This is a genomic window from Falsirhodobacter deserti, assembly GCF_004015795.1.
GTDB lineage: Bacteria > Pseudomonadota > Alphaproteobacteria > Rhodobacterales > Rhodobacteraceae > Falsirhodobacter > Falsirhodobacter deserti.
Genome location: NZ_ML137218.1, coordinates 90,574 through 114,160, shown reverse-complemented (window position 1 = coordinate 114,160; position 23,587 = coordinate 90,574). Strand labels below are relative to the sequence as shown.

At 64.3% G+C, this 23,587-nt stretch carries 24 protein-coding genes; 10 read left to right on the top strand and 14 right to left on the bottom strand.

All coding sequences use genetic code 11. The annotated features are described in order from the left end of the window. Nucleotides 1-39: 39 nt before the first annotated feature. Nucleotides 40-1,830, top strand: coding sequence for a DNA mismatch repair endonuclease MutL (gene mutL, locus JX25_RS00550; protein WP_128255127.1), 1,791 nt, complete (start codon nt 40-42; stop codon nt 1,828-1,830). On the opposite strand, the gene JX25_RS00545 is transcribed toward mutL, so the two are convergent. Genes JX25_RS00545 through JX25_RS00520 form a run of 6 tightly spaced genes read right to left on the bottom strand, consistent with a single transcriptional unit; the run spans nt 1,827 to nt 8,466 of the window. Beyond that, entirely contained in the window at nt 1,827-2,870 is a 1,044-nt protein-coding gene (locus JX25_RS00545; protein WP_128253190.1) for a saccharopine dehydrogenase, read from the bottom strand. The genes mutL and JX25_RS00545 overlap by 4 nt on opposite strands. 58 nt (nt 2,871-2,928) lie before the next feature. Then, entirely contained in the window at nt 2,929-4,014 is a 1,086-nt protein-coding gene (locus tag JX25_RS00540; RefSeq protein WP_421779861.1) for a flagellar basal body P-ring protein FlgI, read from the bottom strand. Further along, nucleotides 4,014-4,997, bottom strand: coding sequence for a flagellin (locus JX25_RS00535; protein WP_128253188.1), 984 nt, complete (start codon nt 4,995-4,997; stop codon nt 4,014-4,016). The genes JX25_RS00540 and JX25_RS00535 overlap by 1 nt, the downstream gene beginning before the upstream one ends. A gap of 1 nt (nt 4,998) precedes the next feature. Next, complete coding sequence (gene flgK, locus JX25_RS00530; protein WP_128253187.1) at nt 4,999-6,294, bottom strand: flagellar hook-associated protein FlgK; 1,296 nt, start codon at nt 6,292-6,294, stop codon at nt 4,999-5,001. A gap of 7 nt (nt 6,295-6,301) precedes the next feature. Further along, entirely contained in the window at nt 6,302-7,582 is a 1,281-nt protein-coding gene (locus JX25_RS00525; protein WP_128253186.1) for a flagellar hook protein FlgE, read from the bottom strand. Between the two features lie 59 nt (nt 7,583-7,641). Next, complete coding sequence (locus JX25_RS00520; protein ID WP_128253185.1) at nt 7,642-8,466, bottom strand: flagellar motor protein MotB; 825 nt, start codon at nt 8,464-8,466, stop codon at nt 7,642-7,644. Nucleotides 8,467-8,644: 178 nt separating this feature from the next. Between JX25_RS00520 and exbB the strand changes: the two genes are divergently transcribed. Genes exbB through JX25_RS00500 form a run of 4 tightly spaced genes read left to right on the top strand, consistent with a single transcriptional unit; the run spans nt 8,645 to nt 11,174 of the window. Next, complete coding sequence (gene exbB / locus JX25_RS00515) at nt 8,645-9,607, top strand: tonB-system energizer ExbB (RefSeq protein ID WP_128253184.1); 963 nt, start codon at nt 8,645-8,647, stop codon at nt 9,605-9,607. 4 nt (nt 9,608-9,611) lie between these two features. Further along, entirely contained in the window at nt 9,612-10,049 is a 438-nt protein-coding gene (gene exbD, locus JX25_RS00510) for a TonB system transport protein ExbD (RefSeq protein ID WP_128253183.1), read from the top strand. Continuing rightward, nucleotides 10,046-10,885, top strand: coding sequence for an energy transducer TonB family protein (locus JX25_RS00505; RefSeq protein WP_128253182.1), 840 nt, complete (start codon nt 10,046-10,048; stop codon nt 10,883-10,885). The genes exbD and JX25_RS00505 overlap by 4 nt, the downstream gene beginning before the upstream one ends. Nucleotides 10,886-10,892: 7 nt before the next feature. After that, entirely contained in the window at nt 10,893-11,174 is a 282-nt protein-coding gene (locus JX25_RS00500) for a DUF2218 domain-containing protein (RefSeq protein ID WP_128253181.1), read from the top strand. A 41-nt stretch (nt 11,175-11,215) separates the two neighbouring features. On the opposite strand, the gene JX25_RS15015 is transcribed toward JX25_RS00500, so the two are convergent. After that, nucleotides 11,216-11,485, bottom strand: coding sequence for a DUF1328 domain-containing protein (locus JX25_RS15015; protein WP_241557824.1), 270 nt, complete (start codon nt 11,483-11,485; stop codon nt 11,216-11,218). A gap of 67 nt (nt 11,486-11,552) precedes the next feature. Here JX25_RS15015 and JX25_RS00490 point away from each other — a divergent pair, with 67 nt between their 5' ends. From JX25_RS00490 to JX25_RS00480, 3 genes are all read left to right on the top strand, one after another. Further along, the gene (locus JX25_RS00490; protein WP_128253180.1) at nt 11,553-11,855 is read left to right on the top strand and encodes a hypothetical protein; all 303 of its coding nucleotides are present in this window, start codon (nt 11,553-11,555) and stop codon (nt 11,853-11,855) included. A gap of 41 nt (nt 11,856-11,896) precedes the next feature. Then, on the top strand, nt 11,897-12,703 hold the full coding sequence (locus JX25_RS00485) for a hypothetical protein (RefSeq protein WP_128253179.1): 807 nt from the start codon (nt 11,897-11,899) through the stop codon (nt 12,701-12,703). 107 nt (nt 12,704-12,810) lie between these two features. After that, nucleotides 12,811-13,881: an AI-2E family transporter gene (locus tag JX25_RS00480; protein ID WP_164876015.1), complete on the top strand. Its 1,071-nt coding sequence runs from the start codon at nt 12,811-12,813 to the stop codon at nt 13,879-13,881. On the opposite strand, the gene JX25_RS00475 is transcribed toward JX25_RS00480, so the two are convergent. From JX25_RS00475 to JX25_RS00460, 4 genes are all read right to left on the bottom strand, one after another. Beyond that, nucleotides 13,882-15,423 carry a phospholipase D family protein gene (locus JX25_RS00475; RefSeq protein ID WP_241557823.1) on the bottom strand — a complete coding sequence of 514 codons (1,542 nt, stop codon included), beginning with the start codon at nt 15,421-15,423 and terminating at the stop codon, nt 13,882-13,884. A gap of 69 nt (nt 15,424-15,492) precedes the next feature. Beyond that, a complete protein-coding gene (locus tag JX25_RS00470) occupies nt 15,493-17,256 on the bottom strand; it encodes a sensor histidine kinase (protein WP_128253177.1) in 1,764 nt (587 codons plus the stop codon). Next, nucleotides 17,253-17,837, bottom strand: a complete 585-nt coding sequence (locus JX25_RS00465) for an RNA polymerase sigma factor (protein WP_128253176.1) — start codon at nt 17,835-17,837, stop codon at nt 17,253-17,255. Before JX25_RS00465 ends, JX25_RS00470 begins: the two co-directional genes overlap by 4 nt. After that, nucleotides 17,837-17,980 carry a NepR family anti-sigma factor gene (locus JX25_RS00460; RefSeq protein WP_128255124.1) on the bottom strand — a complete coding sequence of 48 codons (144 nt, stop codon included), beginning with the start codon at nt 17,978-17,980 and terminating at the stop codon, nt 17,837-17,839. The genes JX25_RS00465 and JX25_RS00460 overlap by 1 nt, the downstream gene beginning before the upstream one ends. 101 nt (nt 17,981-18,081) lie before the next feature. On the opposite strand from JX25_RS00460, the gene JX25_RS00455 reads away from it, so the two are divergent. After that, nucleotides 18,082-18,891 carry a response regulator gene (locus JX25_RS00455; protein WP_128253175.1) on the top strand — a complete coding sequence of 270 codons (810 nt, stop codon included), beginning with the start codon at nt 18,082-18,084 and terminating at the stop codon, nt 18,889-18,891. A gap of 173 nt (nt 18,892-19,064) precedes the next feature. Continuing rightward, nucleotides 19,065-19,559, top strand: coding sequence for a hypothetical protein (locus tag JX25_RS00450; protein WP_128253174.1), 495 nt, complete (start codon nt 19,065-19,067; stop codon nt 19,557-19,559). Here the strand turns inward: JX25_RS00450 and JX25_RS00445 are convergent. The 3 genes from JX25_RS00445 to JX25_RS00435 are packed head-to-tail and all read right to left on the bottom strand — an operon-like array spanning nt 19,556 to nt 23,550. Continuing rightward, a complete protein-coding gene (locus JX25_RS00445) occupies nt 19,556-21,091 on the bottom strand; it encodes a phospholipase D-like domain-containing protein (protein ID WP_128253173.1) in 1,536 nt (511 codons plus the stop codon). The two genes, JX25_RS00450 and JX25_RS00445, sit on opposite strands and share 4 nt — an antisense overlap. Then, on the bottom strand, nt 21,088-21,786 hold the full coding sequence (locus JX25_RS00440) for an endonuclease/exonuclease/phosphatase family protein (protein ID WP_128253172.1): 699 nt from the start codon (nt 21,784-21,786) through the stop codon (nt 21,088-21,090). The genes JX25_RS00445 and JX25_RS00440 overlap by 4 nt, the downstream gene beginning before the upstream one ends. A gap of 60 nt (nt 21,787-21,846) precedes the next feature. Further along, the gene (locus JX25_RS00435; RefSeq protein ID WP_128253171.1) at nt 21,847-23,550 is read right to left on the bottom strand and encodes an ABC transporter ATP-binding protein; all 1,704 of its coding nucleotides are present in this window, start codon (nt 23,548-23,550) and stop codon (nt 21,847-21,849) included. Between the last annotated feature and the right edge of the window lie 37 nt (nt 23,551-23,587).

Sequence of the window (23,587 nt, the reverse complement as noted above, 5' to 3'; positions counted from 1 at the left end):
GCGGTGGCACGCCGCCCCGCGCCATGCTATTTTGTGGGCATGCGCGACACGTCTGATCCCCGCCCCGTCATCCGCCAGCTTGACGAATCCGCCATCAACCGCATCGCCGCGGGCGAGGTGGTGGAACGTCCCGCCTCTGCGGTGAAGGAACTGGTGGAAAACGCGCTGGACGCGGGCGCGCGCCGTATCTCGGTGGACTATGCCGATGGCGGCAAGACCCTGATCCGCGTGACCGATGACGGCTGCGGCATGACGGCGACCGATCTGCCGCTGGCACTGGCGCGGCATGCCACGTCCAAGATCGACGGCAGCGACCTTCTGGCCATCCGCTCTTTCGGGTTTCGGGGCGAGGCGCTGCCATCGCTGGGCGCCGTCGGGCGCCTGACCATCACCTCGCGCTGTGGCGGGGGCGAAGGGGCGGCCATCACCGTGACCGGCGGACGGATGGAGGCGGTGCGCCCCGCCGCCGCCAGCCCCGGCACGATGGTGGAGCTGCGCGATCTGTTCTATGCCACCCCCGCCCGCCTGAAGTTCCTGCGCACCGACCGCGCCGAGGCGCAGGCGATTGCCGACGTGATCCGCCGCCTTGCGATGGCCGAACCCTCGGTCGGGTTCACGCTGACGGATGCGGGAACCGCGCGGGTGATCTTCCGCACCGATCCTGAAAGAGGCGATCTGTTCGACGCGCTGGCCGGGAGGCTGGGTCGCATCCTTGGCCCGGATTTCGTGACCAACGCGCTGCCTGTTGATATCGAACGGGATGGGCTGCGGCTTTCGGGTTACGCCGCGCTGCCCACCTATTCGCGTGGATCGGGCGCGCAGCAATTCCTGTTCGTGAACGGCCGCCCCGTGCTGGACCGGATGCTGATGGGGGCACTGCGCGCGGCCTATATGGATGTGCTGTCGCGGGACCGGCATCCGGCGGCCGTGCTGCGCATCTCCTGCGATCCGCAGCTTGTGGATGTGAACGTGCATCCCGCCAAGGCAGAGGTGCGCTTTCGTGATCCGGCCACCGCGCGCGCGCTGATCGTTTCGGGGCTGCGGCAGGTGCTGGCGGGTGCGGGGCATCGCGCATCCTCCACCGTTGCCACCGAAACGCTTGAGGCGATGCGCCCCGAACCGCCGCGCGTTTACCAGATGGATCGCCCCTCGCAGCCTGTCCTGGCCCGCAGCACGACATGGCAGGCCCCGCTGGGTTTCGCTGAAGCCCCCTCGGCCCGGGTGGTGGAAGAACCGGTTCAGGCCGATGACACGCTGCCGCTGGGGGCCGCGCGCGGGCAGGTGCACGGAAACTACATCATCGCACAGACGGCGCGCGGGATGGTCATCGTGGATCAGCATGCCGCGCACGAACGGCTGGTTTACGAAAAACTGAAAGCGCAGCGCGATGCGGCGGGCGTGGCCGCCCAAGCCCTGCTGATCCCCGAGATCGTGGACCTTTCCGCGCCGGATGCCGCCCAGCTTCTGGATATGGCAGATGATCTGGCCCGCCTTGGGCTGACAATCGAACCGTTCGGCGCGGGGGCCATCGCCGTGCGCGAAACGCCCGCCATCCTTGGCCGCGTGGATGCGGCGGCGCTGCTGCGCGACATTCTGGACGAGCTGGCCGAAGGCGACAGCACCACCCTTCAGGCGCGCATGGACGCGATCCTGTCGCGCATGGCCTGCCACGGATCGGTCCGGTCAGGCCGCCAGATGCGTGCGGAGGAGATGAACGCCCTGCTGCGCGAGATGGAGGCGACGCCGAAATCGGGGCAGTGCAACCACGGCCGCCCCACCTATGTCGAACTGGCGCTGCACGATATCGAAAAGCTGTTCGGCCGCCGCTAGATGTGGCGGTCGAATTCGGCCTTCGCGCGCGCCCACACGCCCTGATCCAGCCGGTCCAGCGCCCGAAGCGAGGGCAGAAGCTGGATCGCATAATCCTCGGAGCTTTCGACCGGCAGAAGCGACGGCAGGTTGTCGATCGCGGTCACGTCCAGAACGGGCGCATCCGCCACCCGCAGGGCCGGACTGTCCCAATCCGTCGTGCGGTCGTAAACCTTGATGGGCGAATAGTCAGACGAGGGGTCGCAGGCAATATCCCCGATCACCCGCAGCGCCCGCTGCGCCGCCAGGGCCGAAACGGGCACGAAGACGGGGCAGCCCGGCCGCGCAAGGATGCAGTTCAGGAAGATGTCATGGGTCAGAACCTCGGGAAACGGGCCGCCGCTGGCGGTTTCTGCCATGTCCCAGCGGGTGACAGGTACCTCCAGCGCCGAGCAAAGGTCGTCGGCACCGGTGCCGACGCGGCCATTGGCACCGATGATCAGCACGCGCGGGCGCTGTGCATCCCCCAGTTCGTGCGCCAGATCCGAAAGCAGCGCGACACGGCCAGAAAACCGCGCCAAAGGCCCGCAGATCCCGCCAGCCTGCTGTGCCGCCCAGCACTTCAGCGCAACCGCCGCCCCGGCATAGCCTGCCCAGTATCCGAACGCCGCAACACGCCGCCCGCTTTCGTCCACCAAAGATTCCAGATCGTAAAGCGTGCCGCCACCCTGACGAAACCGCGCCAGCAGCAGCTGGCCGGCGCGTTGCCCCTTGAAGGCATGCCCGAACAGGATGTGGCGATGGATCAGGGGCGTACCATCCTCGGGCAGTTCCTTCAGACCGAAGATGATGGCATCGCGCGGGGCGACGGGCCAGCTTTCGGCCGGTGCGATCTGCGCCCCCGCCTCGGCGTAAACGGCCGTGGCGATGCAGCGGGTCGGACTGTCTTCGACCGTAACGCGGAAGCCTTGTGCCACAAGTGCGGCTACGCCTTCGGGCGTCAGGCCCGTCCGTTCCTCATGCGGGCGCTGTTCGTGCCGCATCCATAGATGTGTCGTCATCATGCCATCCCCTGCTTGCGCGGAAGACTATCAGATGCGCGACCCGGTGGAAGTGCCTTCACCGCACGACGAATTCGGCATGCAGCGCCCCGGCTGCGTTTATGCTTTTGAGGATATCGATCATGTCATAGGGCGCGACGCCAAGCGCATTTAGCCCCGCAACCACCTGGGACAGACTGGTGCTGCCCTCCAACTCGGCAAGGCCGGTACCGGGGTCCTGTTCGATCTCTGCCTCGGTGCGCGGCAGGACGATGGTCTGCCCCGGAGAGAAGGGATTGGGCTGCACCGCTTGCGGCGTTTCCTCGATCCGCAGGGTCAGGTTGCCTTGGGCAACAGCCACGCGGCTGATCCGCACGTCCTCCCCCATCACGATTGTTCCCGAACGCTGATCAACAACCACACGCGCCCGCGTTTCCGGCTCCACCGTCAGGTTTTCCAGACGTGCAAGAACATGTGCGGGCGATTGCCCCCGAAGGTTCAGTTCCACCGTGCCGGAATCCAGCATGGTCGCCATCCGGTTGCCGAAGCTGCGGTTCACGGCTGCTTCCACACGCGCGGCGGTGGTGAAATCGGGGTTGCGCAGCGCCAGCCGCATGGATTGGAGGCCGCCGAAGTCGAATTCCACCTCCCGCTCCACCCGCGCGCCACGGGGAACGGTGCCCGAGGTGGGAACGCCCTGCACGACACGCGCAGCCTCCCCTTCTGCTGAAATGCCCCCCGCGATGATCGTGCCTTGCGCCACGGCATAGATCTGGCCGTCCGCCCCGTTCAGCGGCGTCATCACCAGCGTTCCGCCCAGCAGGCTTTTCGCGTCACCGATGGCCGATATGGTCGCGTCGATCTGGCTGCCAGACCGCGCGAAGGGCGGCAGGCTGGCGGTGACAAGAACCGCCGCCACGTTCTTGGGGCGCAGCATCTCGCCCGTGACGTTCACGCCCAGCCGCTCCAGCAGGTTGGACATGATCTCCTCGGTGAAGGGAGAGTTGCGCAGCCCGTCGCCCGTGCCGTTCAGGCCGACAACAAGGCCATAGCCGACAAGATCGTTGCCCCGCACCCCGTCGAAATCGGCCAGATCCTTGATACGGATCGGTCCCGCCACAACAGGCAGCGCAAAGCAGATTAGAAAGACGACGAGCCGCCACATCACAGGAAGTCCGCCAAGCTCATCCGCGACAGGCGAGCGGTGACCGAATAAAGCGTTTCGATCTGCGTCTGCGTCGCCTCCAGCCGCACGGCGGACTCGTAGGGATCCACCGCAAGGATATCAAGCCGCGCCATCTTCAGCGCCGAGATCTGCGCGGTATCGCGGGTGCGGATGTCGGCCAGATGTTCCTGGCTTGCCCCAAGGCGGGCGGAAAGTTCGGTGCGGGCAGCGTCCGCCTCGGTAAGGGCGGTGCCGGTGATCCGTGCCAGCGCCCGACGTTCGTCATCCTGCCCCTCAAGCGCACCTTGCGAAAGCAGCGCGCCCATCGCAAGGGCCTGAACCGTTCGCATCAGCGCCGGATCGCCGGCAGTGACGGTGGCATCAACCCGATCATGATCGCCCACCGCCGACGGTGCGCGATCTGCCCCACCCTGATAGGCCTGATCCGACGCGAACCATGCGGCAACGCGGTCCGATACTTCCTGTGCCGTGGTGGCGCCTGCCGTCGCCTCCTGCAGCGCGGAAAGAATGGCGGACGCATCGGGAAGCGGCTGCACATTTGCGACACCGGCGAAAAGCAACTGCCCCGCAACCTGACTGTTCAGGGCAGCAACGGTTGCCTCGAAACTGCTGGCGGCGATTTCCGCCAGTGCCGCCAACGAGGTGGTATTGCCGGACGTCGTGGGATCCAGCATCTGTATGCCAAGGGACCCGGCAGAAACGTTGATCGTGTCCAGTGCGGACTGCGTGGCGCTGGCAACGGTTTCCGCCTGGGTCAACGTGCTGCCATAAGCGTTCAGGCGCGCAAGGCTGCTGTCGATGCCGGACAGGGCCGTGAAGTCACCGCCAAGGGCACGCCCCCTGTCAGCGACAAGCCCCGTGGTGCTTTCCGTCGAATGTTTGCGGACATCGGCCTGAAGCGATGTGTTCTGGCGGCGCAACGCGAAGTTTTGCGCCATGTCCGACAAAGAGATGCTAGTCATTTCAAAGCCCCAGAATGTCCTGCATCATCTTGTCCACCGCCTGGATCACGCGCGCATTCGCGGTATAGGCTTGCTGGATCGACAGGAGTTTCGTCATCTCGGCATCCGTATCAACACCGTCCGAAAGTTCGGCCATGCGCAGCGCGTCATGGCGGGCGGACGCGAAGGTCGCCCGATCCTCGGCCGCAACGCGGCTGGTGGAGATGCCCGACACAAGCGACGCCACGCTGCCGGATGCCCCCGCCCCTGCAGCCAACGACTTCAGAATCGCGTTCAGGCGCGATGCATCACCCGGTGCTGTTTCAGCCTCTGCGGACAGCCCTTCGCGCAGGCGGAAAGGTTCTTCCACAAGTCGAGGATCCACGCCGTATTGCCCGCCCGACACCTGCAGAAGGCCCGTGCCTTCAAGCCGGTCACCCAAGTCATCGGCAAAGGCATCCAGCCGCTTTTGCATATCAAGGCCAAGCGTGTCGCGAATGGTGAATTGTGCCGCAAGTTCGCCATTGCCCAAAGAGGTCAGATCCAGCGGGCGCCCGTTGATCGTCAGCCCCGCCCCTTCGACGCCGTCGGCCATGATATTGGCCGGTGCAAAGCCAAGCTGCGCTGCTTTACCATCAAGCAGCATCGTTCCGTCGGGCGTCATCAGTGCGATGCGCCCGTCGTCCCGCTCGATCTCCCTCAGCGGGATCTGGGCGGCAACAATGTCCACCAGCTGCTGACGTTGGTCCTGCAGGCTTGCCGCTTCCGCCCCCGTGGCCGAAACGATCCGGCCGTTCAGCTTTTCAAGCTGCAGCAGCGACGTGTTGATGGCCGCAACGCCTTTCGCGATCCCCTTGTCAGCGGCCAGCCGTGCGGCCTGCACCGTATCGGTCAGACCGTTCAGGCGCGAGGCAAGGGCATCGGCTGCCGTCACCGCGGCCCCCAGAACGCTCTCCGACTGCGGCTGCCCGCTTGCCGCAATCAAGGCCGCATCAAGTGCCAAAACCAATCCCCCGACCGACCCGGTGGAGCCGTCCGCGCCGACAGCATCCTCCATCCGGCGCAGGAAGTCGGCGATGCTTGCCGCGCCTCCATCCTCGGCCTGGGCGATGCGCCGGTCGGCAATGATGGCGCGATCGGCGAAGCGGGTGATTCCCTCCACCATCACGCCACCGGTCAAGCGGGTGCCAAGGGCCAGTTCGCGCCGCGCATACCCTTCGTTCAGGGCGTTTGCGACGTTCTGCGATGTCAGGTCTGCCGCGCGGGAAGTTGCGGACAAGCCGGTTTGTGCGATGGAAAGGGCCGAGCCAAGCGACATGATACCCTCAGCGCTTCAGGTTGGTGGTTTCTTGCAGCATCTCGTCCACCGTCTGGATGATCTTGGCGTTGGAGGAGTAGGCATGCTGCGTCTGGATCAGGGATGTCAGCTCTCGAGCGATATCGGTCGTGGATTCTTCGCGCGTATAGCCTTCGATGGTACCGGCGGGGCCTGTTCCGGCATCCCACAGGTAAAAGGCGCCGGCTTCATTCGTCAGGCCATAGGTCTGGTTATTCAGCGACTTCAGGCCGTTGGGGTTCGGCACGTCGACAACCGGCACCTGATAGATCACGCGGCTGAAGCCCTGATCATAGATTGCACGCACCATGCCGTCATCGTCCACCTCGACCGAGGTGAGGCTGCCGATGGCCGAGCCGTTCTTTTCGATCGAACCGGGGGTATAGGTGTCGGAAAGCTGCGTCATCCCGCTGATGGAGCCGTACTTCCCGATGTTGAAGGCGACGGTGCTTTCACCAAGATCCAGCTCGATGCTGCCGGTTTCTTCGTCATATTCGGCGCCCGACAGATTCTGCACATCGGACAGGGTTCCGCCGGCGGTGGCGCTGATGTCGAAGGTCAGAAGATAGCTTCCCTTCACCTCCCCCGAGGCTTCGTCGCGCAGTTCCATCGTCCACTGGTTGCTGGCAGCGGTGCCCGTCGCCTCCACCGGGGTGAAGCTGGCGGTAAGCTGGCTGGAGGTGCCGGTGGTGTCGAAATACTCCATCGTCTGCCGGAACGTCTTGGTTTCCGCCCCCGGCTGCGTGGCCGTGGCAGGCAGGTTCACGGACATCGACATCCGGGTGGTGGGGTTGGAGATGAACTGGTTCAGGCCAACCTTCACCGGCTCCAGCGCGGCCATGGATTCGCGCGCAGCGGCAGTTACGGTGCCATCGGGGCCAGCTTTCCAGCCCATCAGCGTAAGGCCCGCTTCCGTCACCAGCGTTCCGGTGGCATCCATCCGGAACGATCCCGTGGTGGCGAGCGATACGTTTTCGCCATCGGCAGAAACCGGAATGAAGCCACGCCCGCTGATCGAAAGATCGGTCGCATTGGACGTGCCGGTCAACGCGCCGCTTTCATTGACCAAGCGCGTGGATGTCGCCCGCACCCCGCCCGCCGAATACTTGTCGCCCGAGCTTCCCGCGCTGACCATGGCATAGAAATCGGTTTCCGCGCGCTTGTAGCCATAGGTTCCGGCATTGGCGATGTTGTCGGAAATCGAAGCAAGGCGCGAGGCATTGGCGTTCAAGCCGGCCACGCCAGCATTCATCGAGGAGGTAATCGTCATGTCGATTCGCGCCCTTCATTGGTTGGCTTTCAGATTCAGGTGTCGGGTTTAACAGCGGCCTAACGATCGCGGCGCAGCAGGATCACCTCGATCCTGTTGTTGCGCGTTGCCATCGGATTGGCGGTGACGGGGCGGCGGTCGGCATGACCTTCCACCCGCGACGAACGTTCTTGTGGCAGACCCATCTGGCCCAGCAAGGCACGCACGGCCTGTGCCCGATCCGCCGATAGATCCCATGCAGGGTTGTGCAGCATCATCAGGGGGTAATTTCGGACATGCCCCGATATGGCGAGGTTGTTGGCTGTCAGGGCCAGCACATCGGCCAGCAGCCGCGCGATGTCGCGCATGACGGATTGCGGCTCTGCCGTGTCGCCGATGAACAGGGGAACATCGGGCAGGTCGAAAACCTCGATCACCAGCCCTTCATCGGTCACCCGCGTGACCACGTGGCGAAGGGCCTGTTCCATTGTCATGCTTTCGCCGCCGCGCGCGCGCATCAACTCGTCAAGCTTTCGCCGCTCCTCCTCCAGGCCGGTTTTACCCTGCCCCATGTCACCACGCGCGCGCTTCGTTTCCGTCGGCAGCTTGTTCGTGGAACCGGCACCGCTTTGGACCAGCTGTTCTTCCGTAAAGATGCTGTCGCCGTTGAACAGTTCGGCACCACCGCCCGACGTGCGGTTGAGCGGCGTAGTCGGGTTGAAGAAGTCCGCCAAACCCTTGCGCTGCTTTTCCGTGGTGGCGTTCAGCAACCACATCAGCAGGAAGAACGCCATCAACGCCGTGACAAAGTCGGCATAGGCCACCTTCCATGCGCCACCGTGATGACCGCCAGCTTCCTTGATCTTCTTTCGCTTTATGATGAAAGGGCGGTTTTGCCTGTCCATGATCTGGCTCCTTCCGTGCCAGATTGCCCAACATTCCTGAATACGGGCTTAACAGGTTGCACAAGCACTACCGGGGGCAACCTAAAAGCTGACATTTTAGCATGGGATTTAAAATTGACTATTTTAGTCGTTAATCCTATAGCCCCCCAAAGGACATCTGATCGGAAGGGCCGGATTCATGACGGGCAAGCTTCACGCAGGGGGCATCCTGATTGCCACGATGCTTCTGGGATCGATCGCGGCAGCGCAGGACGCGCCGCCCCCCGTCACCCCGGAGGCACCGGCCGAACAATCCGCGCCCGCGGCACCCCAGGCGCAGCCAGATCTTGCCACCCCCCGGCCCAACGCTGCTGCCGCGCCGGAACCGGCCCCCGAACCCGCACCCGCAACGGAGGCGGCGCAGCCCGCTGCCGCCGCATCGCAAGCCGAAGCGCCGGTCCTGCCGCATGACCTTTCGGTTCTGGGCATGTATCATCAGGCCGACTGGGTCGTCAAAAGCGTCATGCTGATCCTGCTGGCGGCCTGCTTTGCCACATGGACGGTGTTCGTGTTCAAGCTGGTGGAATTTGCCGGCGCCAAGAACCGACTTCGCCGCGCCGCAAGCGTGATCCGCGACGGTGCGACGCTGAATGCGGTGGCGCAGGTGCTGGAAGGCCGCCGCGATCCTGCCAGTTTCATGGCTCAGGCCGCATTGGAAGAGGTGCGCAAATCCGATGCCGCGCTGGATTCCGCAGGTGTTGCAGGGGTGAAGGAACGCATCCGTTCAATCATCGAGCGGATAGAGGCGCAGGCCGGACGCCGCCGCCGCAAGGGTACGGGCATCCTCGCCTCCATCGGGTCGGTCGCGCCGTTCGTAGGGCTGTTCGGCACTGTCTGGGGCATCATGAATGCGTTCATCGGGATCGCGGAAAGCAACACCACGAACCTTGCCGTCGTGGCCCCCGGCATCGCCGAGGCGCTGCTGGCAACGGCCATCGGACTTGTTGCCGCCATTCCCGCGGTCGTGATCTATAACGCCTTCGCGCGGCAGATCGTCGCCTACAAGCAGGGCCTTGGCGATGCCGGCGCAGGGATCGAACGGCTGGTCAGCCGCGACCTGGATTTCCGCCACACCGCCCGCCGGGCCATGGCAGCGGAGTAGGCACATGGCCGGAGGTATCCGCGAAAGCAACGACGATCTGAACGAAGCGCATGAGATCAACGTCACGCCCTTCATCGACGTGATGCTGGTGCTGCTGATCATCTTCATGGTGGCCGCGCCGATGTCCACGGTGGATGTGCCCGTGGATCTGCCCGGGTCCAACGCCGCCCCGCAGCAGCGCCCGCAGGATCCCGTTTATCTGACCGTGCAGCAGGATCTGACGGTGACGCTGGGCAATGATCCTGTGGCGGATGATGCGCTGGCTGCCACGCTTGATGCGCAAACGGGCGGCGACAAGGAACAGCGCATCTTCCTGCGCGCCGATGAGGCCGTTCCTTATGGCGAACTGATGACGGTGATGAACCGCCTGCGCGATGCCGGCTACCTGAAGGTCGCGCTGGTCGGACTGGAAGCCGCGCCGACACCGCAGGCCGCGCCATGAAGACCCGCGGCGCCGACTGGCAGGCACAACTGACGCGCGCCGACCGGCGGCGCGAGCAATTGGGCTGGCTGGGTGCCGCCGCTGCGGTGGCGGGCGTTCTTGCCGCAACAACCGCCATCGCGATGCAGGCCCAGCGCGACGGGCACGAAGCCGGTCAGGTGATCGAGATCAACCTTGAGCCTCCGGCGGCCTCCCCTCCGGCACAGGCCATATCGGCGCCGGCACCCGACGTGCCGGAAACCGAAGCGCCCGAGCAGCCGGACCTGATCGAGGAAACGGCACCCCCGCCCGAACCGGTGGCCGAGGATGCGCCGCCGCCGGACGCCGAAGTGCCGGAAGATCTGCCCGAACCGCAGCCCGACGAACTGGCGCTGCCCGATGCGCCGCCTCCGCCCCCCAAACCGGCCGCCCGCCCGCCACAACGGCCCGAGCGCGTGGTGCAGGAAACACCCCGAAAGCAGGAACCGCGCCGCGAAGCCGCTGCGCCGCCGCCCTCGCAGGCCCGTCAGGCCGCGCCCTCCGATCAGGGGCAGGCACAGCGCGCGATGTCGGCCGGTCAGGTGCAGGAACTGCGGACGCGCTGGGGCCTTCAGATCCACCAGCGGGTGGAACGGCGGATTCGCGGCGGGCGCGATCGTGGCACCGTTACGGTGCAGCTTTCCGTCACGCCCGCTGGCCGCTTGGTCGGGCTGTCCCTTGCATCCTCCTCCGGAAACGCTGCGCTGGACAAGCGTACGCTGCAGGCGGTGCAGGCTGCATCCGGCAGCTTTCCCGCCGCACCGGCCGGGCTGAACGACCCAAGCTACATCTTCACCATCCCACTTGTTGTTCGATAGGCAGACCATGAAAAGCACCGCCACCATTCCGACGCCCAAGGCGTCCGGCTATCTTCAGCAGCTTTGCAAGCATTTCAGCCACAAGATCCCGGTCGAGTTCACGCCCGACACCGGCAGAATCACGTTCGAGATGGGTATGGCCACCCTGTCCGCCACTGACACGGTGCTGACGATGCATGCAGATGCCGAAACGCCCGAGCAGCTGGAGCGGCTGGAAGGCGTGATGGGGCGGCACCTGGAACGCTTCGCCTTCCGCGAACCGCTTGCCATCAACTGGGTGCGGAACTGAAAAGATGAAAAGGCCGCGCTGGCAGGCACGGCCTTTTCGGTTCAGATCGGGGGTTTGCCCCGTATGGCACGTGTCAGGGCCGTCGCTGCGAACAGGATCGTGAAGATCGCGAACAGGATCCTGCCGATCGTCGCCACGGGACCGTCTATGCCGCTGAACCCGAATGCGGCCGCAAGCAAAGCGCTTATGGCGAAGGTTAGCGTCCAGCCCAGCATGTCATCCTCCTTGGGGGCGGCTCGGGGCTGAACCGTCCCCTCGCGGAAATGTTCCCGCAGCCGGGCGGCAAGGCGGAACCATCGAAGCTTCCTCATCGTTTTCCAGTTGCAACAGGCCGTTGCAGATCAGCGCGGGCCTGACCGACAGAAAGGACGGGGCGTGATGAAAAGATCGAAGCATTCCCGCGATCGCGCCGAAAAGGATATCAAGGATGCCTTCCACCGTGCCGCCAAGGCGGCGCACCGCCGCAAGCGCAAGGCATCTGCCATGGCGGATCATGCCGCGGCAGATGTGCAGGCCGCGGCTGACCGGCTGCGCGCCCGCGCGATGAAAGCCGGAGGTGTCCCCCGCGAAGCCGCCGCAGCAGCCGACAGCTTTGTCCGGCGCAATCCGCTTCTGATTGCCGCAGGCGGATTGGTGGCAGGCGCGGTCCTGTCCAGCCTGTTCCGCCGCCGGAACGGCTGATGATGCGGAACCGCGAAACCGATAATGAGGAGAGACGAGACATGAGCCGCAAACGAGATCCCCGCGACTTCGAAGATGATCTGCACGCTGGTCGCGGCCAGTTCGGCTCGATCTTCGAAACGCTTCTGAATAACCCTACCGCCGACATGCTGATGCGGGAGGCGATGCACACGCTGCGCACCAATGGCGGAGCGCGTGAAACGGCCGAGGCGGTGATCCGCCGCAACCCGATGGCCGTCGGCGTGGTGGGCCTTGGCCTTGCATGGCTGGTTCTGGGCAACCGCAAGAAGGACGCACAGGAAGACGCCGGCGAACTGCGCGGCAAGGCCCGCCGGACCCGCGACGAGCTTGAGGACGAGATCGAGGCCGTGCAGCACGGTGCATGGGCTGACGAGCTGGACCGCCTGCGCGCCCGCGCCTCTATTCGCCTGCACGAACTTGAGGAGGACGCAGCCGCTTATCGCGAGGAGTTCGCCGCCGGGTTGTCGGAAAAGGTGGAAGAAGCTCGGGATTTCGTGGCTGAACGCGCGGCCATTCTTGCCGATCTGGCCGAGGACATGCGCGAGCGTCTTACCGAAGGGCTGGATGAATTTTCCAAAAGCGCCCGCGCCCGTATCATTGACGCGCGCGAAGAAGCTTATGCTGCACGACTGAAGGCGCAGGATGCCCTTGGCAAAAGCGGCCGCGAGGCGAAGCGGATGGTCGAGGATCATCCCATGGTGTCAGCCGCCGTCGCGCTGGCGCTTGGCGCTGCCATCAGCCGGGCCGTGCGCGGACGCCGCGGAAGCGTCGAGGATACGGACGGTGAGGCTGACGATCACCCGCGCCGCCGAAAGAAACGCCACTGAACCGGTAAAGGCCCGCCATCCCGGCGGGCCTTTTTCGTCGCGTCCCCCGGCCGGCCGGTGGAACCCCCGCGCCGGGCCGGCGTTGCATGTCGGGCAGGAGGCCCATCATGGACCGCATGGAACGACTGACACGTTACGCGGGGATTTTTCTGGGTGTCTTCGCGCTGTTCGCAGCGCTTCGGATCACGCAGGGGGTCACGGCACCGCTTGCGGTTGCCTTTGTCGTGGGGGTGATTCTTTCCCCCCTTTCGGATCGAACAGACCGCCTTGGCTTGCCGCATGTGGTGGGGGCGCTTCTGTCGCTGTTCGTCACACTTCTGGTGATCGGGATGATCGCCGCTTCTGCCCAGCCACTTATTGCGCAGCTGCTGGATGCAGCACCGCGCATCTGGATTGACGTGCAGAACGCGGTACAGATGTTCCAGCGGATGGTTGCCGGCTTCAGCCAGATGTCCGAGGGGCTGAGCGATGCGCTGTCCCCACCCGCCGATGCCTTTTCCTCCGATAGCGGCGGAGACGGCGGCGGCGGCGAGGAAGAGGAGGGGCTGGAAAGCATGGTGCCCACGATGGCAGATGCGCTGCTTTACGCCCCGTCAGTTGCGGGACAGGTGCTGATCTTCATCGGCGGGCTGTTCTTCTTCCTGCTGACGCGCGTGGACATCTATAACTGGGCGGCCCGTCGCCTTGCCATTCCGGAAGAACGGGCCGAACTTGCGATGCGCCTTCAGCGGGCCGAGAAACTGGTCGCGCGGTACTTCCTGACCATTACCGTCATCAACTTCTGCGAAGGCGCCCTTGTGGCGTTGCTGTTGCACGTCATCGGGATGCCAGGGGCGATCCTTTGGGGCTTCGCTGCATTCCTGCTGAACTATCTTCTTTATATCGGGCCAGCGATCCTTGCCGTGTCACTGATCTTTGGGGGATTTGCAGTGTTCTCGGACTGGCATGCCTTCCTGCCGCTGGCCGCCTATCTACTGGTGAACACAATGGAGGGGCAGTTCGTCACACCTTCGCTGATCGGGCGGCATACAGCGGTGAACCCACTTCTGGTCTTTCTGGCGCTGGTGTTCGGGATGTGGCTGTGGGGGCCGGTGGGCGGGATCGTAGCAATCCCTCTGCTGCTGTGGGTCCTGAAACTGAATGACGGGCGCCCCGTCGCACAGGCGCCGCGAAGCTGATCAAACCATCTCGTCCGGGACGGGGACGTTGATGCCGAACTCCTCGGCCGCGCGCAGATCATAAGGAAGGATGAACCCCCGGCGGTCTTCCGGTGCCCTGTTCTGATTTTGCAGGGCCAGTGTGGACCAGGCGCGGGCTGCGGTGCGCGGATCGAAGAAATGCGATCCTGCATCCACGGGAAGCCAGTGTGCCATCGTGCGGCGGCGCAACTCCTGCACATCGCGTGGGACGTTCAGATAAACGCCAGCCTCGCTGTCCCAGAACAGGCTGCGCCCGTTCAGGTTGGCCGAGGATACGATCGCCGCAGTATCGTCGAAGATGGAAACTTTCGCGTGGATATAGATCAGCGGCGCGCCCCGCAGCCGGTCACGATCCAGCCGCAGGCGTTTCTGCGCCCGCCGAGGCTGCGCCGCACCACCGATGAAGATACGGTTGCCAAAACCTGCACGAAGGATACGCAGCGCCCGCGCCTGAAGATATTCTCCGAACCGCACGTCGATCCCGGGCCTGTCGTCGAAGGCGACATCGTCGGGTGCGGCAGGCAGGATCAGGATCAGCGTAAGGTCCGGATTGTTCCGTGCGGCCGCCGCCAGATGACGCGCAAGCGGAAGGCTGCGGAAGAACTGCGTTTCTAGATAAATCAGCCGGCGCGCGCGACCGGCCAAAGCCTCGTGCGCCTGGTTCAGCTCGTGCGCGACGGTTTCGGGACCATAACGCCAGAACTCCACCCGCCGCCGGCGCGACAAGGTCCGCAGCAGGCGGCGCTGGGGCATCGGCTGCATCGTGCCTTCGGCAACATCAAGAAAGCTTTCCAGATGGGCCTGCGCTTCGGCCACCACTGGCCCTTCGATCATCACCTGCACATCGTGCCATGTTTCATCCGCCGGGCGATCATGGGTGGGGGTGTCATAGCGCCGTTCATCCAGATCCAGCCCCCCGATATACAGCTTGCGACGGTCGAACACGGCCAGTTTCTGGTGGTGAGTGGCCGGAAAAAGACGCGGAACATGAAGCCGGCGCGGACGGCACGTGCCATCAGCCCGGCGTTGCAGCCGCTGGCGCAGACCCGGCAGGTCACGCAAGGCGGCCTCGCGTTCGGCAGGGGCAAGGCTGTTCAGCCTGCGACAGATCCGGCCAAGGCGGTGTTGCACCGCAGGCCAGAACAAGAGCCGGATCAGCCACCCGCTTTGCGCAGGATGCATCGCCGCCACAACGTCCAGCTTCGCCGCCGGTCCCGCCAGTTCCTGCGCCGCCCGCAACATCCGCAGGCTGCGCCACGTTCCCTGATGCAGCGACGGGCGGGCAATGGGATCGAAATCGGTAATCGTAAGGTGCACGGCCACACCTTTGCGCAGCACATGCACGATCAGGTCGAACCAGGTGGCACCGACAGCCTGCCCTTCCTTGGACCGAAGGCGGGTGCGCGGATCGAAGATGCGGAAGCTGGCGCGAATCTGGCTTTGCGCCTCAAGGAAGGCGCGTTCCAGTTCGGGGAAGGCTTCGGCGCCGGTGATGAACACCTGCGTGGACGTCCGCCTCATCTCGCGCACCGCACCTGCCCGCATCACCGATTCCAATTCCCGACGCCTTGAATGACGCGAGAAAGCTTCCTACCCCTGCGGCACGTCTCCGCCCGAGATCCGTGCCTCTCCCTCGTTCAGGGGGCGCACTTCGAATGTGACGCGCAGGGTATAAATATCCTCTTCGGTGGAAATGTCGACACGGCCGCCGATCTGCTGAGAAAAAGCAGTCAGCAATTGAGCGCCCAGCCCCGTGCCGTCAACCGGACCGGGCGAGGCAGGCTTCGGCCCAAGGGTGTTGCGCACTTCCAGCACCGCCTGCGTTCCACCCTCGCGCCACATCGACACCCAAAGCTTCGGGCGCCCATCGTGCGAGCCTGCATATTTCAGTGCATTCGCCAGCGCTTCGGTCAGCAGAAGCGACAAGGGGACGGCCTGATCGGGGGTCAGGCGGATGTCGGGGAAACGATGCTCCAGCCGGATCTGGCGGCCGGGGCCCGGGGCGATCTGCACCACCTGACGCGTAAGCTCCACCAGCAGTTCATCCGCACGGATATCCGTCAGGCCGCTGGTCTGATACAGCCCGCGGTGGATGGTCGCCAGGCTCATGACCCGTTCCTGCAGGCCTTTCATCAGCGTCTTCGCCTCGGCCGAGCGGGCCTGGCGCATCTGCATGTTCATGATGGAGGCGATAAGCTGGAGGTTGTTCTTCACGCGGTGATGCACCTCGCGCAGAAGAACCTCCTTCTGGTGGATCATGTCCTCCATCTCCGCCTCGTCATGCAGGATGGTGTCGGTCATGTGTTCGAAGGTTTCGGCAAGTTCGCGAATCTCCGACGGTGCGGCCGCCATGTCCATCCGGCCGATGATGCGCTTGCCGTCGCCAAAACCCGACATAGCGCCGCGCAGCACGCGGACATGCCGCGTCACCAACCGCTCCACCGCAAGAAAGGCCACCAGAAGGCAAGCCATCCACATCACCAATGGCAGCGTGATCGAGGGCAACGCACGCAGATACCAGTTCCCGTCAGGCCCTGCCGGCCAGCTGCCCATGGCATAGATCAGGTCCGGCACGATCGGGATGACGGCAAAAGCCCGTGCGTCGCCTTGTGCCGTGCGCGCCGTGAAGGACAGATCGGACGAGCCCCGGCCCAAAACCTGCAGCGGGCGATTGCGCGGCAGGATATTCTCCAGATCGGCAAAGGAGACCGTTGATGTCAGCACCTCGCCATTACCGTTGAATGTCAAAAGCTCCGGCGTTGTGGGATCGGCCTCCAGCACGGCCCGCCGCGCCGTCAGGGCCTCGTGCGGCAGGGACAGCGACATGAAGCCCACGATTTCATCTGCGTCGTTCCGCACCGGTTCCACCACCAGGATGACCGCCTGACCCGACATCCTGCCGTTCGGGATCAGCAGAATGGCAGGTTCCATGTCCTCGATGATGGAGTTGAAGCCCTGCGTGTCGCTGATATCGGCCCCGGCCGAAGAGGAGGCACAGACCATCACGCCGTTCATGTTGGTGAAGGCGGCCAGTGAATACAGGCTTTCCTTGCGCACGAACGTGCGCAACATGGCCGAGCAGTTTACCGGATCATCGACCAGAGGCAGCACGGCTTCGCCAAGTGCCTTCACCGATCCGCGCGCCTGCTGCACCAGAAGAAGGTCGGACTGGGCGGCCCGCATCGTGTCGCCCAGAAGGGCGGCTTCAGAACGGGCACGCGTTTCCTTGACCATCGCCGCCGATTGAAGGGCGGACACCACGCCCAACGGAAGCAACGCCACCGCCAGAAGGAAAGCCAGACGAAATCCGAGCGTTGCCGTCACGCCCTCAAGCCTGGCCTTCCAGTTTGTCATGCAGCATTCACACCCGATTTGGACATCACAGCCAGCGTGGTGCCGTCCACATCGGAAAACACCTGTTCCCCATCGTCAAGATGAAGAAGCTCTGCCAAGCGGGTCCGTGCGCGGTTGGCGCGGCTTTTCACCGTGCCCACGGCAACGCCCATCATCTCGGCCGCATCCTCGTATGAAAAGCCCGAGGCCCCGACGAGGATCAGCACCTCGCGGTGTTCGGCCGTCAGCTTGTCGAACGCGGCGCTGAATTCGGCAAAGGCCATGCGCCCGTCATGATCGGGTTTGACGTAAAGGCTGGCTGCATGGGTTCCTTCGGGATCCGCCACCTCGCGTCGCGTCTTGCGCTTGTCGGAATAGAATGTGTTGCGCAGAATGGTGAAAAGCCACGCCCGAAGGTTGGTCCCCACGGTGAACTTGTCGAAATTCGTCCATGCCTTGACGATGGTGTCCTGCACCAGATCATCGGCCATGGAAACATTGCGGGTCAATGATATCGCAAAAGCCCGCAGGGCGGGCAGGTGATCGGGCAGTTCATCGCGCGGGTCGCGCACGCCTTCGGGCAAGTCCAGCGGGGCCTCCATCACCTGGACTCCTTTTCCCGCAGCTTTGCCAGCAGTTGGGTGAACCTGTCGGGCACGTCCTGCTCCAGCGCTTCCTCATAGACCCGCTTCAGGTTCTCATCTATCTGATGGAACGCGCCGGGCTTCTCGCGCTCTTTCGCCATCTGGTCCAATTCTCGCTACTTTCGATTTTACAATCTTGTATGGAACCGAACGCGATGACAAACGTTTGGTTCCCGAGAAAATGAGCTTGAAGGGACATTCAATGCCGTCGGACGCCACTTCCGATCTTTCCACCGTCATTGCGGCAAACCTTCCCTATCTGCGGCGGTACGCGCGCGCGCTGACCGGCAGCCAGACGACCGGCGACGCTTTCGCAGCCGCCACGCTGGAAGCGATCCTCGAGGATGCAAGCGTCTTCGAGCGGACCGTGAACGCCAAGGTTGCCCTGTTTCACGCCTATCACCTCGTCTGGGCCAGTGCCGGCGCCCCCCTGGGAGAGCCGGACACCCGCCTGTCGCAAAAAGCGCAGAACCACATGGCGCATCTGACGCCGAACACGCGTGAGGCGCTGCTTTTGCACGCCATCGAAGGGTTCACGCATGAAGAGATCGGCGCAATCATGCAGATCGAGCATGGCGAGGCTTCCGAACTGATCGAGATCGCGCAGCGCGAGATGGCCAATTCCGTCGCCGGAAAGGTCATGATCATCGAGGACGAGGCCATCATCGCGATGGACATCTCGGCCATCGTCAAGGAGATGGGGCACACCATTACCGGCATCGCCCGCACCCATTCCGAGGCCGTCGCCCTCGCCTCCTCGGACCGGCCGGACCTGATCCTTGCCGATATCCAACTGGCCGACAACTCCTCGGGGATCGATGCGGTCAACGACATTCTCAAGCAATTTGACGACGTACCGGTGATCTTCATCACGGCCTTCCCCGAGCGGCTGCTGACGGGCAAGAAACACGAGCCGGCTTTCCTGATCACCAAGCCCTATCACGAGGACCAGGTGCGTTCGGCCGTAAGCCAGGCCATGTTCTTTGCCTCGACCGAGACGCTGACGGTCTAGGGGCGGTCGGCGCGTCATGGCGTCATCTCCCTGTCGTATCGGATGGTCAACCTGCGGCAGCGGCAAGTGTTCCAGAGATCGGATGCAAAGGGGCGGGGCGGAACTCCCGCCCCTTTTCCGCGTTCAAGGGACACCGTCGCGGTCATCGCGACCCTTTCATGCGAGGATTTGAGATGCTATCGAAACTCCTGCCTTCTGCCGCGCTGGCCCTGCTTGTCGCGCTTCCCGCCCATGCCCAGCAATGGTTCGACAGCGTAGAAGTGGGCGTTGACCTGAATGAAATCACCAGCCCTGCGGCAGCCCAGCGTTATGCCACCGTCAGCGATGATCTGGCCAATGCCATTGCCCAGGAACTGACCGTCGCTTATCCGGATTCCGAACATGGTGGGGCTCGCGTCACCGTTGATCTGGACGAGGTATCTCTTGCCGCGCCCTTCACCGGCACGGCTGGAACAACCACCTCGGCCATGGCCGGGCGCGTCAGCGTGGAAGATCTTGGCAGCACGGGCAGCCAGCGCAGCTTCGACCTGGCTGTCTCCATGGACCAGATCACGCCCTACATCCCCGCCAACCAGAACGTGACGGTGATGGAACCGTCAAGCGACGCGGTCTACCAAGCGCTGCTGCAGACCTTTGCCGCAGCCGTGGTGCAGAACCTGAACGATTAAAGCCAGGACCGGATGGGCAGGTGCCCGACGATCCACGCGGCGATACGCAGCGCCGGCCCCGCCTCGGGGTCGGCGCTCATCTTTTCCGGAAGCCCCGGACGCTTCACCCTGAACACGTGGCGGTGCCCGTCGGGCAGAACGCGAATGGCGGCATCAGGGCTGATATGAGCATCAAATTCGGCCATCATGGCGGCGACCAGGGCCGGATCTTCCACCACGACGCCAAGCTCGGTGTTCATGTAGGCCGATCGCAGATCGAAGTTCACCGATCCGATCAGCGCCTTGCACCCGTCCACGATGAACAGCTTGGTGTGCAGCAGATCGCGCCGCCCGTCGGCACGGGGGATGGGACTGTATTCGAAAACCTCCACCCCCGCCTTCAGGAGCGCTTGGCGGTACCGGGCATACGCGCCATAGACGATGACGTTGTCGGTCGCGACCAGGGAATTCGTCAGCGTCTGCACCTGCACGCCGCGTTCGGGCAAACCGGTCAGATACTCCAGCCCCTCATCCCCCGGCACGAAATAGGGGGTGATGATCCTTACCTGCCGGGTTGCGGACGTGAAGAAGCCAGCAAAGTGATCGACCATCCACTCGCCTGTCCGATGGCCGTAAACCTTGTCGGGCGGATCGGCAATGAACCATGCCTTGTCGGTGAAATGGAACGGGCGGCGCAGCACCCCCTGCCGCACATGGCTGAGGAACAGCCGGCTTGCGCCACGCCGGTTGCGCCGCACGATCCGCCGCCGGAAGGCCCGCCCCGAAACGCGGAACTTCGGCCACAAGGTCAGGATCGGCAGCGACAGGGCAAGGTTCCAGAACATGTCGAAGCTGCGTTCGGCATCCTGCACCACCGGCCCCACGATCCCCACGTCGATATCGTGCGAGGTGCGGGTGATCCCGTCCGTCGCGCCGAAATAGGTATCGCCGATATTGCGCCCGCCGATGATGGCCAGCCGCCCGTCGGCGATCCACATCTTGCCATGCATCCGCCTGTTGAAGCGGGCAAGGCCCAGCATCAGCTCCATCATCCGCCGGATCACATGGCCGCGGTTGCGCAGCGGGTTGAACAGCCGCACCTCGATATTGGGATGCTGGTTCAGGGCAAGGAAAGTCCGGTCGAACCCCTGCACGTTCACATCGTCCAGCAGCAGGCGGACACGAACGCCGCGATCGGCCGCGCGCATCAACTCCTCGATCAGCAGCCATCCGGTCAGGTCGTTATACCAGATATAGGACATCACATCGAGGCTGCGCCCCGCCAGCCGCAACGATTCCACCCGCGCGGCATAGGCATCGTGGTTGCGCAGCAGAGGCAGGAACCCGCTTTGCGAAGGTGATGCCTGGGTAAGCGGCAGAACGTGATCGTCCAGCGCGGTGGCGGGACCGTCCAGCGGCAGGGCATATTGCACGGGCCCCCGCATCCGTGCCGCCCAGCGGCGATGGGATCGCCATGTCAGCGCCGAGGCGGCGGCCAGAAGTGCGAGCCCGGCAACCAGCCAGACCAGTATCCCGATCCCGCTTTGGATCATTCCGGCAGCACCAGCCGCGCCCTGACGGGAAGATGGTCCGAAGCGCGCCGCGACAGGGCAGACCGGTGGGGGGCGAAATCCTTCACGCTGCCACGGCTCAGCATGATGCGATCCAGCGGCAGGACGGGGAATGGCGCCGGAAAGCTGGGCGCGGTGGGGCTGCTAGGGAAGTGTGGCAAAAGGCCCTTCAGCGTCCAGTTTCCACGCCGCCATTCGTTCGTGTCGCCCATCAGGACGGTGGGCCGGTCGGCCAGCGCCGCCAGCCGGTCCAGCACCGCCGTGACCTGCCGGATGCGGGACGATCCCAGCAGCGCCAGATGCGTTCCGATGGCCCGCAGAGGTGTGCCGTACACGATCAGGTCGGCCACGATGGCACCACGCGGTTCCAGCCCCGGAAGGGGAATGCGCTCCACGTTCTCCACCTCCACGTCGCGGCGCACCAGCATGACATTGCCGTGCCAGCCATGCGAGCGTTCGCGCAGGCCCATCACCTCCACCCGCTTCAGGCCAAGATCTGCCAGCAGGTCCAGATCCAGAAGCCCCTGCCTGTCGCCGAACCGGGCATCGGCTTCCTGCAGCGCGACGACGTCAGCGCGCAGCTCTCCGATCACATCCGCGATGCGGGACAGGTCGCGCCGGCGGTCAACCCCGATCCCCTTGTGGATGTTATAGGAGGCGACGGTAATCTCGGGCATCCATGTTTCCCCTTCTGCATTCAAAGGATATGGGGTCCCGCGCCGCCCAGACCAGAGAGGTCAGGCCGCCGAAAGCCGCGCATAGCGCCCGCCCGAAGCTTCAAGCTGCGCATGGGTGCCCGCTTCCGTCACGCGGCCTTCCTCCATCACCACGATGCGGTCGGCATGGCGGATGGTGGCCAGACGGTGCGCGATGATCAGCGTGGTGCGGCCCACCGACAGCGCATCCAGCGCGGCCTGGATCTCCCGCTCGGTTTCGGTATCGAGGGCGGAGGTCGCCTCGTCCAGGATGAGGATCGGCGGGTTCTTCAGGAAGGCGCGGGCGATGGCGACGCGCTGCTTCTGCCCGCCCGACAGCATGACGCCCCGTTCGCCCACCACCGTGTCCAGCCCTTCGGGCAGAGCCGCGATCATCGGGGCCAGTTGCGCGCGGCGGGCAGCCTCGAGAATATCTTCCTCGGTCGCATCAAGCCGGCCATAGGCGATGTTCTCACGCAGCGTGCCGCCGAACAGGAAGACATCCTGGCTGACGATCCCGATCTGCCTGCGCAACGACGCCAGCGTCATTTCCTTCAGGTCCATGCCGTCGATGGTGATGCGGCCCGCAACCGGGTCATAGAAACGCGGCACCAGCGCCAGCAGCGTCGTCTTGCCTGCCCCCGAGGGGCCGACAAAGGCCAGCGTTTCGCCCGGGCGCACGGCGATATCCACCCCCTTCAGGATCTCGCGGCCGGCGTCATACCCGAAGTGCACATCCTCGAACCGGATCGCGCCTGTCAGATCGGGGGCGGGACGCGCAGCGGGCGCGTCGGCGATCTCCGGCTCGATATCCAGCAGCTCCTGATAGCGACGGAAGCCGGCGATGCCGCGCGGATAGATCTCGATCACGGAGGCGATTTTTTCCAGCGGGCGGAAGAACACGCCCACCAGCAGCAGGAAGGCCACGAAATCGCCCGCCGTCAGATCGCCCGACAGCACATAGGCCGCACCCGCCACCATGACGATCACCTGAATGGCCCGCATCCCCATGTAGTTGAGCGATGTGGACTGGGCCATCACCTTGTAGGCCGCCAGCTTCGTGTCGCGGTATTGCGCGTTATCCCTAGCGAACAGCGCCTTTTCGTGATCCTCGTTGGCAAAGGCCTTCACGACACGGATGCCGCCGACGTTCTCTTCCAGCCGCACGTTGAAATCGGCCACGCGGGAATAGATCCCGCGCCACGTCCTTGTCATGCGCCCGCCGAAATGGATCACGATGGCCATGGTCAGCGGCACGATCACCGCCGTCATCAGGGCCAGATCAAGATTGATCCATGCCATCAGGATGAACGCGCCGACGAAGGTCATGACGGCAATGAACAGATCCTCGGGGCCGTGATGGGCCACCTCGCCGATTTCTTCCAGATCACGGGTGACGCGGGCCACCAGCTTGCCTGTGCGCTGCCGGTCGAAATAGCTGAAGGACAGCTTTTGCAGATGCTCGAACGCGCGGCGGCGCATCTCCGTTTCGATGTTGATGCCAAGCATGTGGCCCCAATAGACCACAATGGCCATCAGGCCGGTGTTGAAGGCGTAAACCAGCAAAAGCCCCGCCGCTGCCAGCACTGTCAGGGTCAGGTCGCCCTGCGGCAGAAGGTGGTCGATGAAGCCGCGCACCGCCAGCGGGAAGGCCAGTTCCAGCAGGCCCGAAAGAACGGCGCAGCCGAAATCCACGCAGAACAGGAAGACCCACGGACGGTAATAGGAGAAGAACTCGCGCAGCATGGGGCCTCCGATCTTGCTGAACTTCACCTACGGTTTT

Excerpts from the sequence above, each read along its gene's own strand:
- JX25_RS00445 (WP_128253173.1), bottom strand. The coding sequence starts at position 21,091 with ATGATCCAAAGCGGGATCGGGATACTGGTCTGGCTGGTTGCCGGGCTC.
- exbD (WP_128253183.1), top strand. The coding sequence starts at position 9,612 with ATGGCCGGAGGTATCCGCGAAAGCAACGACGATCTGAACGAAGCGCAT.
- JX25_RS00455 (WP_128253175.1), top strand. The coding sequence starts at position 18,082 with ATGCCGTCGGACGCCACTTCCGATCTTTCCACCGTCATTGCGGCAAAC.
- JX25_RS15015 (WP_241557824.1), bottom strand. The coding sequence starts at position 11,485 with ATGAGGAAGCTTCGATGGTTCCGCCTTGCCGCCCGGCTGCGGGAACAT.
- JX25_RS00490 (WP_128253180.1), top strand. The coding sequence starts at position 11,553 with ATGAAAAGATCGAAGCATTCCCGCGATCGCGCCGAAAAGGATATCAAG.
- JX25_RS00505 (WP_128253182.1), top strand. The coding sequence starts at position 10,046 with ATGAAGACCCGCGGCGCCGACTGGCAGGCACAACTGACGCGCGCCGAC.
- JX25_RS00500 (WP_128253181.1), top strand. The coding sequence starts at position 10,893 with ATGAAAAGCACCGCCACCATTCCGACGCCCAAGGCGTCCGGCTATCTT.
- JX25_RS00535 (WP_128253188.1), bottom strand. The coding sequence starts at position 4,997 with ATGACTAGCATCTCTTTGTCGGACATGGCGCAAAACTTCGCGTTGCGC.
- JX25_RS00465 (WP_128253176.1), bottom strand. The coding sequence starts at position 17,837 with ATGGAGGCCCCGCTGGACTTGCCCGAAGGCGTGCGCGACCCGCGCGAT.
- exbB (WP_128253184.1), top strand. The coding sequence starts at position 8,645 with ATGACGGGCAAGCTTCACGCAGGGGGCATCCTGATTGCCACGATGCTT.
- mutL (WP_128255127.1), top strand. The coding sequence starts at position 40 with ATGCGCGACACGTCTGATCCCCGCCCCGTCATCCGCCAGCTTGACGAA.
- JX25_RS00525 (WP_128253186.1), bottom strand. The coding sequence starts at position 7,582 with ATGACGATTACCTCCTCGATGAATGCTGGCGTGGCCGGCTTGAACGCC.
- JX25_RS00450 (WP_128253174.1), top strand. The coding sequence starts at position 19,065 with ATGCTATCGAAACTCCTGCCTTCTGCCGCGCTGGCCCTGCTTGTCGCG.
- JX25_RS00435 (WP_128253171.1), bottom strand. The coding sequence starts at position 23,550 with ATGCTGCGCGAGTTCTTCTCCTATTACCGTCCGTGGGTCTTCCTGTTC.
- JX25_RS00485 (WP_128253179.1), top strand. The coding sequence starts at position 11,897 with ATGAGCCGCAAACGAGATCCCCGCGACTTCGAAGATGATCTGCACGCT.
- flgK (WP_128253187.1), bottom strand. The coding sequence starts at position 6,294 with ATGTCGCTTGGCTCGGCCCTTTCCATCGCACAAACCGGCTTGTCCGCA.
- JX25_RS00480 (WP_164876015.1), top strand. The coding sequence starts at position 12,811 with ATGGACCGCATGGAACGACTGACACGTTACGCGGGGATTTTTCTGGGT.
- JX25_RS00545 (WP_128253190.1), bottom strand. The coding sequence starts at position 2,870 with ATGACGACACATCTATGGATGCGGCACGAACAGCGCCCGCATGAGGAA.
- JX25_RS00460 (WP_128255124.1), bottom strand. The coding sequence starts at position 17,980 with ATGGCGAAAGAGCGCGAGAAGCCCGGCGCGTTCCATCAGATAGATGAG.
- JX25_RS00475 (WP_241557823.1), bottom strand. The coding sequence starts at position 15,423 with ATGAGGCGGACGTCCACGCAGGTGTTCATCACCGGCGCCGAAGCCTTC.
- JX25_RS00540 (WP_421779861.1), bottom strand. The coding sequence starts at position 4,014 with ATGTGGCGGCTCGTCGTCTTTCTAATCTGCTTTGCGCTGCCTGTTGTG.
- JX25_RS00470 (WP_128253177.1), bottom strand. The coding sequence starts at position 17,256 with ATGACAAACTGGAAGGCCAGGCTTGAGGGCGTGACGGCAACGCTCGGA.
- JX25_RS00440 (WP_128253172.1), bottom strand. The coding sequence starts at position 21,786 with ATGCCCGAGATTACCGTCGCCTCCTATAACATCCACAAGGGGATCGGG.
- JX25_RS00520 (WP_128253185.1), bottom strand. The coding sequence starts at position 8,466 with ATGGACAGGCAAAACCGCCCTTTCATCATAAAGCGAAAGAAGATCAAG.